The sequence below is a fragment of the Advenella mandrilli genome (assembly GCF_016595155.1).
In the GTDB taxonomy this organism is placed as follows: Bacteria; Pseudomonadota; Gammaproteobacteria; order Burkholderiales; family Burkholderiaceae_B; genus Advenella; species Advenella mandrilli.
The window spans coordinates 50,120-67,818 of record NZ_JAENGP010000013.1 but is presented as its reverse complement, the minus strand read 5'-3'; the positions used below and the strand labels follow the sequence as shown (position 1 = coordinate 67,818).

The window sequence follows — 17,699 nt, the reverse complement described above, 5'->3', positions numbered from 1 at the left end:
ACGGTTTTTTCAGTGAAATTGGCAAATCCATGTTTTAGTATTCCCGATATGATTAAAATCACGAGATGATACAGAAAATTGAATACTCTTCCGAAAAGGCCCTACATTCAGGACGCCGGACCATTCAGGCCGAAGCACAGGCCCTCATGGATCTGCACGATCGTCTTGACGAGAACTTCAGCAAAGCGATTGCCCTGCTCCTTGATTGCCAGGGGCGGGTGGTTGTGATGGGGTTGGGTAAATCCGGGCACATTGGTCGCAAGATTTCTGCCACGCTGGCCTCTACCGGGTCACCCAGTTTTTTTGTTCACTCCGGAGAAGCCGTCCATGGCGACCTGGGCATGGTCACTGGCAAGGATATTGTGATTGCCATTTCCTATTCCGGCAACTCCAACGAATTGTCAACCGTCCTGCCTGTCATACGCAGGTTAGGCACCAAGGTGATCGCCATTTGTGGCCATCCTCATTCTGACCTGGCCAAACTATGTGATGTGTTTCTGGATGCCAGCATCAAAAAAGAGGCTTGCCCCCTGAATCTCGCCCCCACCACCAGCACGACGGTTGCACTGGCCCTGGGAGACGCCCTGGCAGTTACCTGCCTGGAGGTCCGCGATTTTGGCGAATCCGATTTTGCCCGCTCCCACCCGGGGGGTGCCCTGGGACGCCGCTTGCTTACCTATGTCAGGGATGTCATGCGCCAGGGGGATGATCTGCCTCTGGTTCACCCAGACATCCCCTTGCCCCAGGCCCTGAAAGAAATGTCACTCAAACGCATGGGCATGACTGCGGTCATCAATGACAAACATGAGCCCGTCGGCATATTCACCGATGGCGACCTGCGTCGTCTCATTGTCCGCCATGGCGATATCCGCCATTTCACCATGCATGAGGTCATGTCCTCCCATCCAAAATGCATTACGCCCGATGAACTTGCCGTTGATGCGGCATCATTGATGGAAAAAAACAAACTCAGCCATATGCTGGTTGTTAACAAACAAGGTACCCTGGTGGGTGCCATGCACATGCACGACCTGATGGTTGCAAAGGTTATCTGAAGACTTATGAAATCCACTTTATCTATTCCCCATCCTGCCGAATCCCTGGTGCTTTCCAAAGTGCCCGCCCATATTCGGGACATTGCGGCCACCATCAAACTGGTCGCCTTCGATGTTGACGGCGTGCTGACCGATGGCAGCCTGTGGTACGGAGAAAGCGGCGAAGTATTCAAACGCTTTCATGCTCTTGATGGCCATGGCCTGAAAATGCTGCAACAAAGCGGGGTGATTGTTGCCCTGGTTACCGGCCGCGAAGGCCCGGTTGTACCCCGTCGCGCGGCAGAACTGGGTATTGGTGAGCTGTACCAGAATATCCGGGACAAAAGCCAGATGTTAGATGAACTGGCCGACCGTCATGGCATTGGACTGGAGCAAATGGCCTTTATGGGGGATGACATTATAGATTTGCCGGCCATGCATAAATCCGGCTTGTCCATCAGTGTCCCCAACGCCCCCTCGTATATTACCCAGGCAGCCCAGTGGGTCACTTCATTACCTGGAGGATCCGGCGCCGTCCGAGAGTGCTGCGATATGATCCTGGCCTCACAGGGTGCGTTAAGCCAGTATTTCCACTCAACCCGCCTGACCGGACCCGTTATTCAATAAACATGAAAGAACGCCTGCCAGCCTTTATTGCCCTGTTCATGCTGCTCTGCCTGGTAATGATGACCTGGTGGGCGGCCGATTATGCACAGCGATCCATCCCACTGGATCAGCCTGCCCGCATCTCGCATGAACCCGATGCCTGGTCAGACCATTTCATCATGCTCAGCTCAGACCCAGATGGTGTTCCCAAAAACCGTCTCGAAGGGGACTCCATGCAACATTTCCCCCATAATGACTCGTATGAAATTGTCAACGCCATTTCCACCGGACAGCGCCCGGGTTCCGCCATTACAACCGGGCGGGCAGACCTGGCCACCATGTTCAATAACGATAAAACCATCCTGATGCGGGGCAATGCCCATTTGCACCGTTTTCCCTCTGAAGATACGTCAGCGCTGGACATCACCAGCAGTGAGCTGATTATCTACCCCGAGAAAGATATTATTGAGACCGACAAGCCTGCGACCGTCATACAGGGAAATTCCCGCATGAACGGCAAGGGAATGACCTACAATAACCAAACCCGCGAACTGAAGGTTTATGCCAATACAGATGTTACTATCTCGAATAAAGACTTGCCTTCCGAATCGTCAAATACCGACCAAGCCCCTGAAGAGAATACCCGGCCATGAAAGCGTCATTGATAAAACTGATCTTCCCCTTGCTGATTTTAAATGCGCCAGTACTGGCACAAACCACCACGCCTGCCGCCAACGCACAAGCCGAACCGGAAACCCTGGTCCTGTCCGACACCCTGAGTTACGATGACAAAACCAAAACCAGCATTTTCAATGGCAATGTCATTCTTACCAGAGGCCAAATGAGGCTGACTTCAGATACCCTGAAAATCCAGGAGGATGCCCAGGGCTTTCAGCATGGTACGGCCACCGTCAACAGTGGCAAAGTACGTATCTTCGAAGAGCGTCCGGAAACCTATGAAACCATCCGCTCGGAAGGTGACCGTGCCGAATATAACGGCAAGGATGACACGGTCAAAATGATCGGTCATGCCATTGTCAACCGTTACATATGCGGCAAATTACTTGACACGGTCAGGGGTGAGGTGGTTATTTATAACAATAAGAACAACACCTATGCCGCACAGGGTGGCCCGCAAGCCACCGAGCCCGGCAGGGTTCGTTCTGTTGTGAAGCCTCAATCGGCCGCCGATGAGGCAACCGAGGCCTGCCGAAAGCAATACAATAACAAACCCATGCCCAGCACACTTAACTAAATTATTTTTTCTGCATGAACACGTCCGCCAGCTCCAGTCTGAATACCCTTTCTCCCGGCTCCAAAGGCCTGCTCCAGGCAACTGGCCTGCGTAAAACCTACAATGGCAGAACCGTCGTCCACGATGTTTCCCTGTCGGTATCAAGTGGAGAGGTGGTGGGTTTACTGGGTCCAAACGGCGCAGGCAAAACCACCAGTTTCTACATGATTGTCGGCCTGGTACCCGCCGACTTCGGACGTATCGAAATTGACGGAAAAAACATTACCGGCCTGCCTATCCATCAACGGGCCAGGATCGGGCTGTCTTATTTACCCCAGGATGCGTCGGTTTTCCGTCGGCTTACGGTAGAGGAAAACATCAAGGCCGTACTTGAGTTGCAATATGACCAGAAAACCGGTAAACCACTAAACCGGACACAGGTTAAAGAACAGCTGGAAAACCTGCTGCTTGAATTGCAAATTACCCATATCCGTGATAATGCCGCCCTTTCCCTCTCGGGAGGTGAGCGCCGTCGGGTGGAAATTGCCCGGGCCCTGGCCACCCATCCGCGCTTTATTTTGCTTGATGAGCCTTTTGCCGGTGTGGATCCCATCGCGGTCATTGAAATCCAGCGCATCATCCGCTTTCTGAAAAACCGCAATATCGGCGTCCTGATTACCGATCACAACGTACGTGAAACGCTGGGCATCTGTGATCGTGCCTATATTATCAGCGAAGGCAAGGTACTTACCGATGGCGCTCCCGCAACCATTATCCAAGATCCGGAAGTCCGCAAGGTTTATCTGGGCGAGCACTTCAAAATGTAAATGGGAAATGTTTGATTTAAGGCACTTGCTTTAAAAAAAATAATCTATAAACTAGAGTTATGACTAACTTAAAAGCGAGATGAGTCTTCTAAAAATTCAAACACCTTAAGTTTTTCTGCGCATGCACAATGCGGTTTAAATTACTCAATGGAGCAATTATATGAATATAAGTATCAGCGGCCGTCATTTAGAAATTACCCCTGCCATCAAGGAATATGTCGAAAGTAAAATTGGGCGTGTCCTCAAGCATTTTGACCAAGTTATTGATGCCCAGGTAATCTTGTCTCTTGAGCCTCTTAAACATATCGCTGAAATTACCATGCGTGTTCCTGGCAAAGATATTCATTGCTCAGCCGAAGAAGAAAACCTTTATGCAGCCATTGATCTTCTGAGCGATAAAGCGGACAGGCTTGTCATCAAGCACAAATCCAAACTGCAAGATCATTCGAATGACTCAACAAAACGCATGACTATCGCATAAATTCAATGCAATATCAATATCTTGCAGCCACCCAGCCACCAGGCTGGGTTTTTAGTGCACAAAACATATTAAAGAAATTGCTACTTTCTGCAAGAAAATCATATAATCCGATGTATGAATCAATTAACGCAAATTTTAACTCCCGAAAACACGCTTCTTGATGTAAGCGCAACCAGTAAAAAGCGGGCATTTGAACAAGCCGCCCTGTTGTTTGAAAACAATCAGGGTATTGCACGCTCGGTTGTCTTCGACAGCCTGTTTTCAAGAGAAAGATTGGGGTCTACCGCACTTGGGCACGGTGTTGCCGTCCCGCACGGACGCATTTCAAAACTGAAGCAGGCAACTGCTGCATTCATGCGCCTGGCAAACCCCATTCCTTTCGATTCCCCCGACGGGCAGAATGTACAATTGCTGATTATTCTGCTGGTGCCTGAAAGCGCCACCCAGCAACACCTGGAAATTCTGGCGGAAGTCGCCCGTGTCCTGTCCAACGATAGCATTCGCCATCAGCTGCTCTCCGAGAATGATCCTGCCAAAATTTACGACCTTCTCACTCAATCCACCTGAATATGGCCATGTTAAGTATCCAAGAACTTGTCGATGAGAACATTGAAGCACTGGGCCTGACCTGGATTGCGGGCATGGATGCCGGTAACCGGCAATTACCCGAGTCCAACACCGCCGCCGCCGATCTGCTTGGTCACCTTAATGTTGTCCATCCTTCTCGAATACAGGTTTTTGGCAAGGAAGAACTAGTTTTCTATAAAAAACTCAAAGATACCGCTCGGGAAAAAGTCCTGATTGAACTGGCCGAAGGCGGCGTTCCCGCTGTCATTATTGCCGAGGGTCTTGACACGCCCATTGAGCTGACTTCCTTTTGTTCGCGCAATCAGATCCCCTTACTGTCCAGCCAGCATGATGCCGCCCATCTTATCGATGTCCTGCGCATTTATCTTGGCAAGCGCTTTGCGCCTACCACCACCATTCACGGGGTTTTCATGGATGTCCTGGGAATGGGCGTCCTGATTACCGGAGAATCCGGCCTGGGCAAAAGCGAACTGGCCCTTGAACTCATTTCCCGTGGTCATGGCCTGGTCGCAGATGATGCGGTCGAGTTCTCTCGCACCAATCCAACCATGATAGAAGGGCAATGCCCCGATCTGCTACGCAACTTGCTTGAAGTCAGGGGGCTGGGTCTGCTGGATATCCGTACCATTTTTGGTGAAACAGCGGTACGGCGTAAAATGCGGCTCAAACTGATCGTGCACCTGGTGCGTGCCAACAGTGAAAAATTTGAACGCCTGCCCATCCAGGACCAAACCCAGGAACTACTGGGCCTGCCCATTCGCCGGGTCATGCTGCAAGTGGCCGCAGGCCGAAACCTGGCAGTCCTGGTCGAGGCAGCTGCCCGCAATACCATTCTCAAGCTAAGGGGCATAGATACCCTGGGTGAGTTCATGGAAAGGCAGGCACAAGCCATTATGGCAAACAGCAATCTAGAGTAACAAAACACCGGCAAATGTTAACAATTCATACATTTTTCAATCCTTATTGTTAATGTAATAAATATTGTTTATCCTGTATGAAGTTCAACTAATTGATTTCATACAAAAAACATGTTTCATGTCGTAATTATTACCGGTATTTCCGGCTCGGGTAAATCAGTGGCCATCCGCCAGCTTGAAGACCAGGGCTATACCTGCATTGACAACCTTCCCGTTAAATTCCTGCATGACTTTATTGCCAGCGCACGCGAAGACGGTTTTGAAAAAGTAGCTGTTGCCATTGACGTACGGTCTCCCGGAGAACTGGCCAACTTGCCCGATGTCATTAGCGCGATACGCACCATGGGCACGCCTCTGCAGGTTATTTTTCTTGAAGCCGATGACCGGACATTAAAACAACGCTATTCCGAATCCCGTCGCCGGCATCCTCTGTCCTATCGGCTGCAGGTCAAGAACGGTTTTACCCCTTCACTGGGTGAATGCATTTCCCATGAACGCGAACTGCTGGCCCCCCTGCGGGAGCACGAACATGTCATTGACACGACCGACCTGACCCCGATCCAATTAAGGGCCTGGATCAAGGATTTGGTGATTCCTGATAACAACAATGTGTTACTAACTTTTGAATCTTTTGCATTTAAAAAGGGAGTTCCTAGTGACGCGGACCTGGTTTTTGATGTAAGATTCTTGCCTAATCCTCATTACGACAAGGACTTACGTCCCCTTACCGGTCGCGATGAGCCCGTAGCAACATGGCTATCGCAATTTGATAGCGTGTCTGAAATCATTAACGATATCACTGCATACATCCAGAAATGGTTGCCGTCTTACATGCAGGATACGCGTAGCTACCTTACCGTCGCCATAGGTTGTACTGGCGGACAGCATCGATCTGTATACGTAGCAGAAGAACTGGCCAAGCGCTTTAGTTCACATCGACCCATACGCGTTCGACATCGTTCACAAGTACCAAAGAACCTTACATGAAGACTCTAAAGCATCAACCCCTTTTCCTGGCCTTATGTGTGACATTTTTATCATATAGCACCCATGCCAGTACCAGTGAAAAAGAACATCCGACAGATGTCATTGAAGCCAAAGAAATTACGCAACCTGCCCCTGTCAAAGAACTAAAAGCCGGCAGTTTCAGAATTACGGCCAATGGCATTTTTCCGGAAAGCAGCTATGACAGGGCTTATGGTGAAAACCTGCGCAGCCTGGATACTGCAGAAACTGATGCAGTCACAGAAAGCCAGCCAGAGGAAACCACGCCAGCACCTGGCCCCCGCTTCAAGGCCCAGCCGTCACACCGCAGCCATGCCCGTGCCTATACCGTCAAAGGCAAACGTTATGTACCATTTGCCAATAATATTACCGATTTTTCCGAGGTTGGCAATGCCTCATGGTACGGCCCCGGCTTTCATGGCAAACGCACGGCCAATGGCGAAAAATTCAACCAGAACTTAATGACCGCCGCTCATAAAGAATTACCCTTGAACAGTGTGGTCAAGGTTACCCGGGTCTCTACCGGTAAAAGCATTATGGTCAGGATCAATGATCGCGGCCCTTTCCATGGCAATCGCATTATTGACCTGTCTTTTGGTGCAGCAAAAAAACTGGGTATCGTGAATAAAGGCAGCGATAAAGTCAAGGTTGAGCTTATCAAGAACAACGCCAAAGGCAGAAAAGCCGGCAAAACCATGCTTTAAGCATCTTTCAATTCAAGGGCGCGTGAATACACAACATCACGCGCCAGTCCGGTTAACTGGGTGGCAATTTTTACGCTATCTTTCACCGAAACCGTTTCAAGCAATACCTTCAAGAGTTCGGTTGCCTTCAGCATCCGTTCATCGTCATCCGTCTTAGGTGCCGCATCAAGGATCAGCACGAACTCACCCAACTGACGATGGGCGTCTTGTGCAAACCAGTCTTCAAGTTCGCCAATCGGCAGGCAGACTATCTGCTCGAAGCGCTTGGTTAATTCGCGAGCTACGGTTAACTGGCGCTCGGCACCGCACACCAGTAGCAAATCACGACAAAAAGCCAGAATACGGTGCGGTGATTCAAACATAACCACCGGCGCATCCAGCGCCGCCCATTTACGCAGCCATTGCTGCCTGGCCGCCGATTTCTGCGGAACAAATCCGGCAAAAGCGAACGTGGGATTTTCATCACTGCTGACCCCACTGCCCATCAGCGCGGCAATGACCGCAGATGCCCCCGGAATGGGTCTGACCAACAAACCTTGCTGTCTGACTTCACGAACGATACGCCCGCCCGGATCACTGACGGCCGGCGCACCGGCATCCGATACCAGAGCCACACGCTTGCCTTCTTGCAGGAGGCGAATAATTTCCTGTGCCGCCCGGGCTTCATTATGGCGATGCGCAGCCATCAGGGGCGTATTGATTCCCCATGCATTAAGCAGGACACGGGATAAACGGGTATCTTCAGCGGCAATCACATCAGCATGATTCAGGGCAAAAACCGCCCGGGGACTGATGTCGGCCAGATTGCCAATGGGGGTTGCCACCACATACAGGCAAGCTTGCGGCCAGCTTTGCTGTTCCAGATCTGCCATTACCTTTTTCCATACTGCATAAAAAGGTCCCTCTTCTATCGCCATAGTGCTCTCTTTCTGTAAAAATAACTGCCATGTAATCCCAGCCGACATTATCGCTGATCACTTCCTATGACAGCAAAAAAAAACACTTCCCATAAAAAATGACCCATTCACATGACAATACCATTTTTGAACTTGCTCTGGCTGCCCAGCAAAAGCGGGCAAAAGCCCGTCCACAAGGCAAACTAGCCACCCGCAAACCTTTTTACGAGCATAAATTGTCGGCCAGACAAACCACGGGCCTGCAAGCAGAGCAACAAGCCATTGAATATCTTGAAAAACAGGGTCTGAAAATGCTGGAACAAAACCTGGCTTGCCGGTTTGGAGAAATTGATGCCGTCATGATGGATGGCCAGGTGCTGGTATTTATAGAGATCAGGTTACGCAATAGCAAGGGGTTCGGGGGTGCTGCCGCCAGCATTACCCCCGCCAAACAAAGACGGTTACGAGCCAGTGCCGCGTTCTATCTCCCGTTGCTCAGCCACAGATACTTCGGGGGCACCCCCCCCTTATGCCGGTTTGATGCTGTTTGCATGGATCATGAACAGATAGAATGGATCAGGCATGCATTTTGAACCACAACGCGCTCAACCTGATAAAATCACAGAACACCGCAGCCAAACAGCTGCATTGCCACTGACGTTTTAATGCATTAATCACAGGTATTTTTGAGCACTCGTGCGATAATCAGGATCATGGATATTTCTACCAGAATCAATTTACACTTTCAAGACGCCATCCAGACCATGGAAAACAGCGCGTCCACACTCCTATCACCGATTGCGCAAAGTATTGATATATTAGTCCAGGCAATCAGCAACAATGCCAAGGTACTGGCATGCGGCAACGGCGGCTCCGCCGCTGATGCCCAGCACTTTATTGCCGAATTGGTCGGACGGTTCGAGCGCGACCGCATTCCGTTTGCCGGCATCTCCCTGAATACAGACACCTCTATCCTGACTGCTGTGGGCAATGATTATGGCTTTGATGTCATTTTCGAGCGCCAGGTACAGGCACTGGGGCAACCCGGTGATGTTCTGGTTGCCATGTCCACCAGCGGCAACTCAAGCAATGTCATTAAGGCGATCCAGGCCGCACACGAACGGAACATGGCAGTCATCGCCTTAACCGGTAAAAATGGCGGCGCCATTGCCAACATGCTTACCGATTTCGATGTTCATCTTTGTGTCCCCCACGATCGCACCATGCGCATACAGGAAGTACATGGCTTGTTGCTACACGTGCTGTGTGATGGTATTGATGCATTCTTATTAGGAGATATTTCATGAAATTAAAGCGTGCAGCACGCATTATTCGCCCTACCGCTTTACTTGCTCTTGTCCTGGGATCCAGCACCCTGCTATCCGCATGCGTCCCCTTGCTGGTAGGCGGTGCGGCAACCACCACAGCCGTGGTTGCTACCGACCGTCGTACTTCAGGCATGCAATTGACCGACAAAAACATTGGTATACGTACCGAAAGTCGTATTGGTGAAGCACTCAAAGACACGGTTCGCATCAATGCCATGGCCTACAACCAGCGGGTACTGTTAACCGGCGAAGCCACCACCATCGCCGCTAAAGAACAGGCCGCAGCTATTGCCAAAGGTGTTCCCGATGTTAAAACCGTGCTCAATGAAGTGGTGGTTGCGCCACCAGCCGCCTTCAGCACCCGTGCCAATGACAGCTGGATAACCTCCAAGGTCAGAACGGAACTTCTCACCACCAAAAATGTCCCATCAAGTACCATTGATATCACTACCAGCCGGGGTGTTGTCTACCTGATGGGTCAGGTTTCTCCCATTGAAGGAGACCGTGCTGCCTCCGCGGCGGCGGGTGTCAGCGGTGTTAACAGGGTTGTCAAGGTGTTTGACCTGGTTTCAGGGTCAGGTACCGCCAGCAATTCATCTGTTACCTCATCAAGCGGCAGCATGACAGTCCCTGGCACAGAAGTTAATCCTTCCTCGACTCAAACCTATCCATTGAACTGATGAAAAAATTTATTATTTCCCTTGTTATTGCCATGGCTGGCGTAGGCGTCTGGTTTACCCTAAGCTCAACCGAAGCCGCCCCCAATGTTACTTTTACCAGTCTCGAGGGCAAGCAGTTCCAGACCAGTGACCTGCAAGGCAAGGTCGTATTGGTTAAGTTCTGGGCAACCAATTGTGTTACCTGCATTCAGCAAATGCCCGACACCATTGCCTATTACAAGCAATACAAAGACCAGGGCTACGACACCATCGCCGTTGCCATGGCCTACGACCCCGAGCCTTTCGTTAAAAACTACGCCCGTGACAACAATCTGCCGTTTACGGTTACACTTGACAAAGATGGCAGCGTAGCCAAAGCCTTTGACGATATTAAATTTACGCCCGTCGCATTCCTGCTAGACCGGCAAGGCAATATTGTTAAACGCTTTATTGGCAACTATGATAAAGCCATCTTTGAAAAAACCTTGCAGGATACGCTTGCCAAAGCCTGATTCCGTTTAACTTTTTTTAATTTGTGACCAAAAAAATGACCGACATTTTGCCACAGGATATCAATGTTGTTCCGCCTGCCGTAAAAGCGGATATTATTTCCGAATCGCTGCCTTATATTCGCCGTTTTCATGGCAAAACCGTTGTCATCAAATATGGTGGCAACGCCATGACCGAAGAAAGCCTGCAACGCAGTTTTGCCCGCGACGTTGTTCTGCTCAAGCTTATCGGCCTGAATCCCATTGTGATTCACGGGGGTGGCCCACAAATCGACAGCGCCCTCAAACGCCTGGGCAAAGACGGCAACTTCATCCAGGGCATGCGCGTTACCGATGCCGATACCATGGAAGTGGTTGAATGGGTCTTGGGCGGCCAGGTCCAGCAAGACATTGTCATGATGATCAACGAAGCCGGTGGCAAGGCGGTTGGCCTGACTGGCAAGGATGGCGGCCTCATCCAGGCACGCAAAAAATTAATGCCCAACCGGGAAAATCCCGATGAACCCCTGGATATCGGCTTTGTTGGCGATATCACCAGCATCGACCCTTCCGTGGTCAAGGCCCTGCAAGATGACCAGTTTATTCCGGTCATTTCCCCTATTGGTTACGATCCCGAAGACGGCAATGTCTACAATATCAATGCCGACGTGGTGGCTGGCAAAATAGCCGAAGTCCTGCTGGCCGAAAAACTCCTCATGATGACCAATACACCGGGTGTCCTCGACAAGTCGGGCAATTTGCTGCGTCGTCTTTCCGCCAAGGTTATTGATGAGCTTTTCGCCGATGGCACGATCTCCGGCGGCATGCTGCCCAAAATCTCATCGGCACTGGATGCCGCCAGAAATGGCGTCAACTCAGTCCATGTTCTGGATGGCCGTGTTCCGCATTGCCTGCTACTGGAAATCCTTACCGATAAAGGCGTGGGCACCATGATTACCGCTTAGGCATGGCCTGTTCCAGCCTGATCAAACCGTTAAGCGCAAAAGCCATACACAAAAAAACCGGCCGTGTATGGCTTTTTGACCTGGACAACACCCTGCACGATGCCTCTCATGCCGTGTTTGCCCAAATTGATGTCAGCATGACCAAAGCCATCATGAAAGCCCTGGGCATTGGTTTTGTGCCGGCCACCGCACTGCGGCAGAAATACTGGGAACGCTACGGTGCCACCATGATTGGCATGGAACGCCATCACGGTGTCAATGCTTCGCAATTCCTGCACATGAGCCACGATTTTCATGCGCCCGATTTTGTCAAACCAGAACGAAATCTGGCCAGATTATTGCAAAATGTGCCCGGCATCAAATACATCCTCACCAATGCCCCACACGATTATGCCTGTTCGGTCCTTGATACCCTGGGCATCCGTCATTGCTTTGCCGGCATCTGTTCCATTGACCAAATGCGCCTGCAAGGCACCTTCCGACCCAAACCTTCCCCCGCATTAATGCACCAACTGCTTGGCCTGCTAAAGTGCAAACCCACCGACACCATCCTGGTTGAAGACACCCTGAAAAACCTGAAGATTGCCAAGCAGCTGCACCTGAAAACCGTGCATATTTTCAATGCCGGCACCCCCTTCAGCTCAACGCATAAAATCCGTCCAGCTTATGTTGACTTGCGGGTAAAGTCGGTTCACGAGCTTTTGCGTCACCCGTTTTCATACACATAAAAAAAACCGGCTTTTACAGGCCGGTTTTTTTATGTGTCAATGTCGTGTTGATGCTTAATTCTGGCTAACCACCTGGCTTTGCCGGTCCAGTACTTCATTAATTTTTTTTGCTGGCATATAACCATTGACGCGACTGCCGTCCTCAAAAAACATGGCAGGCGTACCCTGAACACCCAGCGTTTTACCCAAGGCAAGAATACTGCTAATGGGGGTTTCTTCCTCACACTTTGCCGTTGGCGGGGACACGTTCCTGCCCATCCAGTTTCCCCATGCCAGGGCCTGATCTTTGGCACACCAGATATTGTTGGCTTTTACCATAGAGTCCGGCGCCAGGATAGGCATCAGGAACGTATACACGGTCACGTTATCGACGCCATCGAACTCTTTATAGAGTTTTTTGCAATAGCCACAATTGGGGTCTTCAAAAATAGCCACTTTTCGTTCACCGTTACCAATAACCCGTTTAACGGCCTGTTCAACCGGTAAGGTATCAAAAGGCACTTCAGATAATTTAGCCACCCGCTCACTGGTGACATCGCTTTTGGTCTTGGCATCAATCAGGTTGCCGGCAATCACAAAATCAGCTTTTTCAGTGGTGTAAACAATATTGGTACCCATCTGGACTTCATAAATCCCCGCATAGGGAGTTTGTTCTACAGCGGTTACTTCTACCTCAAACGCCGAAGCAATGGCTTCTTTAATGCTGTCTGTTGTGTTGTTTGCTTCTTGTGCCAAAGCCGGTGACGAGGCAAAGCCCAGCAGGCAACACAGCGACAAAGCCTTGAGCCGTGCCCATTTATTCACATACAATTTCATTCCAACTGTTTCCTGTATAAAGCAGGTAACTACCTGCCTTTGATAACTATAAATTAAAGCCCCGAAGCCGCCGCAATCAGACGCTGCTTGACAAACGGCAAGCGTTGCACCACATCCATGCCGGCATTGCGCAACAGCGCCAAAGGCCCCGATGATGGCAGGGCAAACAGCTTGTGCAGGCCATCGGTAGCCAGGCGCATGGCCAGAATGGCTTCGGCACGTTCATTTTGATAACGTTCCAGTACTCTAAGATCGCCAAAAGAGCGAAAAGGTTCCTTGTGGGCCAAGGTGCTGCATAAAACCCGCGCATCAACCAAGCCAAGATTAAGGCCCTGGCCTGCCAGGGGGTGCACCCGATGGGCGGCATCCCCCACCAGGGCAATACCCGGTGCGGTCATTTTGGCTTTTTCAAGAGTAAGTGGAAAACCATACAAAGGGCTGCGGACACTGACCTTGCCCAACCTGCCCTGCGTAATTTCATCAAGCTGCCCTGGCAATTCTGCAGCCAGCTGCTCAGGACTCATGGCCTGCAGCACGTTAGCCTGTTCATCGCGCAATGACCACACCATGGAAACCTGATGGCCATCACGGGTATCGGGCAATGGCAGGAAGGCGAGGATGCCATTGGGACGGAACCACTGGATAGCCGTATTCAAATGCGGTTTTTCAGTGGTGAGCTGCAAGACCAGCCCGGTATCCCCATAAGGCTTTGCTTCATGCGCCAGGCCCGTAGCCTTACGTAACGGGGAGCGGGCACCATCAGCCCCGATGAATAAATCAGCCTGTATCGTTTTACCTTTTTCTGTGATGACCTGCCCAGGTGAATAACTGTGCATTTTGTCGTCAACCCAGGGCACGCCAAATATTTGCACCGCCTGGAACAAGGCCTGTTCTATTTCACCCGATTCCATGATCCAGGCCAGTTCGGCTTGTGCCGCCTGCCAGGCATCAAGCACCACCATACCGTCCCGGTCACCATGGATTTCCATGTTTTCTACCGGCACAATGCGTTCGCCAGGAATGGAATTCCAGACACCCAGTTCTTGCAGAAACAACTGGCTGGCTGAAGAAACCGCATAAATCCTTGGATGATACTGCTCACCAAGGTTAGCCATGGGCTTTTTCCTGGGGCCCAACAAACACACATTGACTCTTTGCCTGGCCAAAGCCAGCGCGCAGGACAGTCCCACAATACCGCCCCCGCAAACCACTACATCATATTTACTCATCTTGCACTCGGTGCTCCAGCCTGTTTAGGCCATAAAATCCAAACTTCTCCTTGCTGCTTCATTTTACCAGCCAAATTGCCAGCTTCCGGACCACTGCCCCAGAAAAAATCGGTTCGGGCAGCGCCCTTGATGGCAGCGCCCGTATCTTGGGCAAACACCACATTTCTTAATGGCGTGTTAGAACCCGGCTGGGTGGTTGATAAAAACAGGGGTGAACCCAGCGGTACAAAAACGGGATCAACCGCTACCGACCTTTGAGCAATTAAAGGAATCCCATACGCCCCTTTAGGCCCAATGGCTTCATCAGTGACCTTTTCAGGCCGAAAAAACACCATGGCCTGATTGGCATTTAACATTTCATTAACCCGGCCGGGATTGGCCTTGGCCCAAGCCTTAATATTTTGCATGGATGCTTGACTGATGGCTATTTCACCTTTGTCGGCCAGCCATTTTCCAATGGAAGTATAAGGGCGGCCGTTATGGTCGGCATAAGCCAGGCGCAGGGTTTCACCATTATCAAGCAGAACACGGCCTGAACCCTGAATTTGCAGAAAAAATGCTTCGACGGGGTCATCGAGCCAGGCAATGACAGGAGGCTTGTTGGCGCTGGCATTGATTTGCTCACGCGTATCATACGGCACGACTTTATTGTCAACCAGCTTGCCCCGAATACGCTTGCCAGCCAATTCGGGATAGACGCCACCCAGGTCAATGGTTAACAAGTCTGCCGGTGGCGCATACATGGGCCATTGGTATTGCCCCCCTTGCGACAGGGAGCCCCTGACCACCGGTTCATAGTAACCGGTGACCGTGTTACTGCTGCCATTTACACCGGATACCTTCCAGGGTTGCAAATGGGTTTCAAGGAAATTTTTTACAAAAGCGGCATTATTGCTGCGGACCGGCTGACCCGATTCGGCAACGGCCTTGCAAACCGGCTGCCAGGCTTGTGGGGTGGCACGCGCCGGGATTGTCAGGGACCCGGAAATGGGTCGCATCAGCCCCCGGCAATTGTTTACCAAGGTTAGCCAAAGATTGTCAACCTGCTCCTGATCCCAACCCGGCAAGTCGGACCAGGACACACGGGTATACTGGCCCGACAGTTTGCGCTCGGCGGTTTGTGCGAATGATGACAGCGCAGGCACCGTCAAGGGCGCGTCAATCGCAACCGTTTCAGGGCTTTCACCCGGGACATAAGGGGCACTGCCTGAACAGGCAGCCAGCAAAACAGCCGAACCGGCTGAAAGGGCCAGAAGACGAAGTTTCATCATTATTTTTTTCCGTTCTTAATTCTTAATGTAAGGTGCGGGGTACGGTAAGCACGAATTCAGGGATATCCACATCGAAAGGTACCCCGTTTTCACCCACACAATGATAACTGCCTTTCATTGTGCCGTAAGGCGTGCTCAGCGGGCAACCGCTGGTGTATTCAAAGGTATCTCCTACGGCAATCAGGGGTTGTTGCCCAATTACCCCCAGGCCCCTGACTTCCTGGACCTGCTCGTTGCCATCCTTGATAGTCCAGTGCCGGCTAATAATTTGCGCCGCAAACAAACCGTTATTCCTGATACGAACCGTATAAATAAAAAAATACTGCCTTTTTTCAGGATCCGATTGCTCCGGCAGATATTGCGCAATGACTTCAACCTCGATGCTATCAGATTTCAAAAGAATTCTCCTGAATGAATGATCACTCTATTTTATGTGAAATAATAACCGCTTATTGTACTTCCACCATCTCTAACTACGAAAAATCATCATGTCAATACAGCATGTTACCCGAATTGCGCCCAGCATCCTATCCGCCGATTTTGCCCGTCTGGGCGAAGAAGTCCGCGATGTCGTTCAAGCCGGTGCCGACTGGATCCATTTTGATGTCATGGACAACCATTATGTCCCCAACCTGACCATCGGCCCAATGGTGTGCGAAGCCATTCGCCCGCATACCACCGCGCCCATTGATGTCCACCTGATGTGTGAACCGGTTGACAGCCTGATCCCCATGTTTGCCAAAGCAGGGGCCAATATCATCACTTTCCACCCCGAAGCCTCCCGGCACATAGACCGTAGCCTGGGCCTTATCCGGGATCATGGCTGCCAGGCAGGCCTGGTTTTCAACCCGGGCACCCCACTTGCCTTCATGGATCATGTCATGGATAAACTTGATGTCGTCCTGCTGATGTCAGTCAACCCGGGTTTTGGCGGACAAAGTTTCATTCCCAACACGCTGGACAAACTGCGCCAGGCCAGAGCACGCATTAACCAATGGCAAAACGCAGGCGGCCAACCCATTTTACTCGAAGTGGATGGCGGCGTGAAAATCGACAATATCGCCCAGATCCGTGCCGCCGGTGCAGACACCTTTGTAGCCGGTTCGGCTATTTTCGGCCAAACCGATTATGCCTCCATCATTGCACAAATGCGTCGCGAAATCGCCAAAGGCGAAGCCGCGTCAGCCACTTCACTGTAAAGGAAGGGCATGACCATCAACGCCGTTCTTATCGATCTTGACGGAACCCTGGTAGACAGCATCCCCGACCTTGCCCATGCCGCCAATGCCATGCGCCTTGAACTGGGCATGCACGCTCTGGGGCAAGATGTCATTGCCAGCTTTGTGGGTAAAGGCATCGACAATCTGATTGTTCGCACCATTAATGCCAGTATTGAAAAAAAAGAACTTCCCCCTGAGGTCTTCAACCAGGCGCGGGAAATTTTCAACCGGCATTACCACTTGGTCAATGGCGATAACAGCACGGTTTACCCCGGTGTCATCGACGGCCTGAAAGCCATGAGGGCGCAAGGACTCAAACTGGCTGTGGTCACCAACAAGGCCGAGGCATTCACCCTGCCCCTGTTAACTCAAACCGGCCTGATCGGTTTTTTTGACACAGTGGTGTCCGGTGACACCTGCGCCAGAAAAAAACCACATCCAGAACCGTTATTACATGCCTGTAAAAAGCTGGGGCATCCGCCTGAAAACTGCGTATTCATTGGCGACTCGATTAACGATGTACAGGCAGCGCAAGCTGCCAGCATGCCGGTATTAATCCTGCCTTATGGATATAACGAAGGAAACAGTGTACAAACCCTTAAAGTAGATGCTATTATTGACGATATGACTAGCGCGGCCCAATGGCTGGCAAATCAATGATAGATTCAGGAAAACAGTAACGCCCATGAAAACCCCTTTTAAT

General features: G+C 50.9%; 23 protein-coding genes. 18 read left to right on the top strand and 5 right to left on the bottom strand.

Annotated features, from left to right (window positions below; genetic code table 11):
• Nucleotides 1-65: 65 nt before the first annotated feature.
• The 10 genes from JHL22_RS11810 to JHL22_RS11765 all read left to right on the top strand — a co-directional run bounded on the left by JHL22_RS11810 (nucleotide 66) and on the right by JHL22_RS11765 (nucleotide 7,396).
• Complete coding sequence (locus JHL22_RS11810) at nucleotides 66-1,055, top strand: KpsF/GutQ family sugar-phosphate isomerase (protein WP_200237668.1); 990 nt, start codon at nucleotides 66-68, stop codon at nucleotides 1,053-1,055.
• 6 nt (nucleotides 1,056-1,061) lie between these two features.
• Nucleotides 1,062-1,661 (top strand): KdsC family phosphatase, encoded by a 600-nt coding sequence (locus JHL22_RS11805; protein WP_200237666.1) that lies wholly within the window; start codon nucleotides 1,062-1,064, stop codon nucleotides 1,659-1,661.
• Between the two features lie 2 nt (nucleotides 1,662-1,663).
• A complete protein-coding gene (lptC, locus tag JHL22_RS11800) occupies nucleotides 1,664-2,293 on the top strand; it encodes an LPS export ABC transporter periplasmic protein LptC (protein WP_200237664.1) in 630 nt (209 codons plus the stop codon).
• A complete protein-coding gene (gene lptA, locus JHL22_RS11795) occupies nucleotides 2,290-2,895 on the top strand; it encodes a lipopolysaccharide transport periplasmic protein LptA (protein WP_200237661.1) in 606 nt (201 codons plus the stop codon). The genes lptC and lptA overlap by 4 nt, the downstream gene beginning before the upstream one ends.
• Nucleotides 2,896-2,909: 14 nt before the next feature.
• Nucleotides 2,910-3,701 (top strand): LPS export ABC transporter ATP-binding protein, encoded by a 792-nt coding sequence (gene lptB, locus JHL22_RS11790; RefSeq protein ID WP_200237657.1) that lies wholly within the window; start codon nucleotides 2,910-2,912, stop codon nucleotides 3,699-3,701.
• A gap of 160 nt (nucleotides 3,702-3,861) precedes the next feature.
• Complete coding sequence (hpf, locus tag JHL22_RS11785; protein ID WP_200237654.1) at nucleotides 3,862-4,182, top strand: ribosome hibernation-promoting factor, HPF/YfiA family; 321 nt, start codon at nucleotides 3,862-3,864, stop codon at nucleotides 4,180-4,182.
• A 114-nt stretch (nucleotides 4,183-4,296) separates the two neighbouring features.
• Nucleotides 4,297-4,749, top strand: a complete 453-nt coding sequence (gene ptsN, locus JHL22_RS11780; protein ID WP_200237650.1) for a PTS IIA-like nitrogen regulatory protein PtsN — start codon at nucleotides 4,297-4,299, stop codon at nucleotides 4,747-4,749.
• Between the two features lie 8 nt (nucleotides 4,750-4,757).
• Entirely contained in the window at nucleotides 4,758-5,687 is a 930-nt protein-coding gene (gene hprK / locus JHL22_RS11775; RefSeq protein ID WP_200237648.1) for an HPr(Ser) kinase/phosphatase, read from the top strand.
• A gap of 111 nt (nucleotides 5,688-5,798) precedes the next feature.
• Nucleotides 5,799-6,674, top strand: coding sequence for an RNase adapter RapZ (gene rapZ, locus JHL22_RS11770; protein ID WP_200237645.1), 876 nt, complete (start codon nucleotides 5,799-5,801; stop codon nucleotides 6,672-6,674).
• Nucleotides 6,671-7,396: a septal ring lytic transglycosylase RlpA family protein gene (locus JHL22_RS11765; protein ID WP_200237642.1), complete on the top strand. Its 726-nt coding sequence runs from the start codon at nucleotides 6,671-6,673 to the stop codon at nucleotides 7,394-7,396. The genes rapZ and JHL22_RS11765 overlap by 4 nt, the downstream gene beginning before the upstream one ends.
• On the opposite strand, the gene rsmI is transcribed toward JHL22_RS11765, so the two are convergent.
• Nucleotides 7,393-8,313: a 16S rRNA (cytidine(1402)-2'-O)-methyltransferase gene (gene rsmI, locus JHL22_RS11760; protein ID WP_200237638.1), complete on the bottom strand. Its 921-nt coding sequence runs from the start codon at nucleotides 8,311-8,313 to the stop codon at nucleotides 7,393-7,395. The genes JHL22_RS11765 and rsmI overlap by 4 nt on opposite strands.
• Before the next feature lie 98 nt (nucleotides 8,314-8,411).
• Between rsmI and JHL22_RS11755 the strand changes: the two genes are divergently transcribed.
• From JHL22_RS11755 to JHL22_RS11730, 6 genes are all read left to right on the top strand, one after another.
• Nucleotides 8,412-8,885: a YraN family protein gene (locus JHL22_RS11755; RefSeq protein ID WP_200237635.1), complete on the top strand. Its 474-nt coding sequence runs from the start codon at nucleotides 8,412-8,414 to the stop codon at nucleotides 8,883-8,885.
• Between the two features lie 120 nt (nucleotides 8,886-9,005).
• Complete coding sequence (locus tag JHL22_RS11750; RefSeq protein WP_200237632.1) at nucleotides 9,006-9,599, top strand: phosphoheptose isomerase; 594 nt, start codon at nucleotides 9,006-9,008, stop codon at nucleotides 9,597-9,599.
• The gene (locus tag JHL22_RS11745) at nucleotides 9,596-10,300 is read left to right on the top strand and encodes a BON domain-containing protein (protein WP_200237630.1); all 705 of its coding nucleotides are present in this window, start codon (nucleotides 9,596-9,598) and stop codon (nucleotides 10,298-10,300) included. The genes JHL22_RS11750 and JHL22_RS11745 overlap by 4 nt, the downstream gene beginning before the upstream one ends.
• The gene (locus tag JHL22_RS11740) at nucleotides 10,300-10,791 is read left to right on the top strand and encodes a peroxiredoxin family protein (protein WP_200237627.1); all 492 of its coding nucleotides are present in this window, start codon (nucleotides 10,300-10,302) and stop codon (nucleotides 10,789-10,791) included. The genes JHL22_RS11745 and JHL22_RS11740 overlap by 1 nt, the downstream gene beginning before the upstream one ends.
• Nucleotides 10,792-10,826: 35 nt before the next feature.
• Nucleotides 10,827-11,732 (top strand): acetylglutamate kinase, encoded by a 906-nt coding sequence (gene argB / locus JHL22_RS11735; RefSeq protein ID WP_200237623.1) that lies wholly within the window; start codon nucleotides 10,827-10,829, stop codon nucleotides 11,730-11,732.
• Nucleotides 11,733-11,734: 2 nt separating this feature from the next.
• A complete protein-coding gene (locus JHL22_RS11730; RefSeq protein ID WP_200237621.1) occupies nucleotides 11,735-12,460 on the top strand; it encodes a pyrimidine 5'-nucleotidase in 726 nt (241 codons plus the stop codon).
• Nucleotides 12,461-12,514: 54 nt separating this feature from the next.
• Here the strand turns inward: JHL22_RS11730 and JHL22_RS11725 are convergent, their stop codons facing one another.
• Genes JHL22_RS11725 through apaG form a run of 4 tightly spaced genes read right to left on the bottom strand, consistent with a single transcriptional unit; the run spans nucleotide 12,515 to nucleotide 16,173 of the window.
• The gene (locus JHL22_RS11725; protein ID WP_200237618.1) at nucleotides 12,515-13,276 is read right to left on the bottom strand and encodes a DsbC family protein; all 762 of its coding nucleotides are present in this window, start codon (nucleotides 13,274-13,276) and stop codon (nucleotides 12,515-12,517) included.
• 53 nt (nucleotides 13,277-13,329) lie between these two features.
• Entirely contained in the window at nucleotides 13,330-14,505 is a 1,176-nt protein-coding gene (locus JHL22_RS11720; RefSeq protein ID WP_200237616.1) for an FAD-dependent oxidoreductase, read from the bottom strand.
• Nucleotides 14,502-15,773: a murein transglycosylase A gene (gene mltA, locus JHL22_RS11715; RefSeq protein ID WP_200237848.1), complete on the bottom strand. Its 1,272-nt coding sequence runs from the start codon at nucleotides 15,771-15,773 to the stop codon at nucleotides 14,502-14,504. The genes JHL22_RS11720 and mltA overlap by 4 nt, the downstream gene beginning before the upstream one ends.
• Nucleotides 15,774-15,798: 25 nt before the next feature.
• Nucleotides 15,799-16,173 (bottom strand): Co2+/Mg2+ efflux facilitator ApaG/CorD, encoded by a 375-nt coding sequence (gene apaG, locus JHL22_RS11710; RefSeq protein ID WP_200237613.1) that lies wholly within the window; start codon nucleotides 16,171-16,173, stop codon nucleotides 15,799-15,801.
• Nucleotides 16,174-16,264: 91 nt separating this feature from the next.
• On the opposite strand from apaG, the gene rpe reads away from it, so the two are divergent.
• Both rpe and JHL22_RS11700 read left to right on the top strand, forming a co-directional pair.
• The gene (rpe, locus tag JHL22_RS11705) at nucleotides 16,265-16,975 is read left to right on the top strand and encodes a ribulose-phosphate 3-epimerase (RefSeq protein WP_200237611.1); all 711 of its coding nucleotides are present in this window, start codon (nucleotides 16,265-16,267) and stop codon (nucleotides 16,973-16,975) included.
• 9 nt (nucleotides 16,976-16,984) lie between these two features.
• Nucleotides 16,985-17,656: a phosphoglycolate phosphatase gene (locus JHL22_RS11700; RefSeq protein ID WP_200237608.1), complete on the top strand. Its 672-nt coding sequence runs from the start codon at nucleotides 16,985-16,987 to the stop codon at nucleotides 17,654-17,656.
• Nucleotides 17,657-17,699 lie beyond the last annotated feature (43 nt).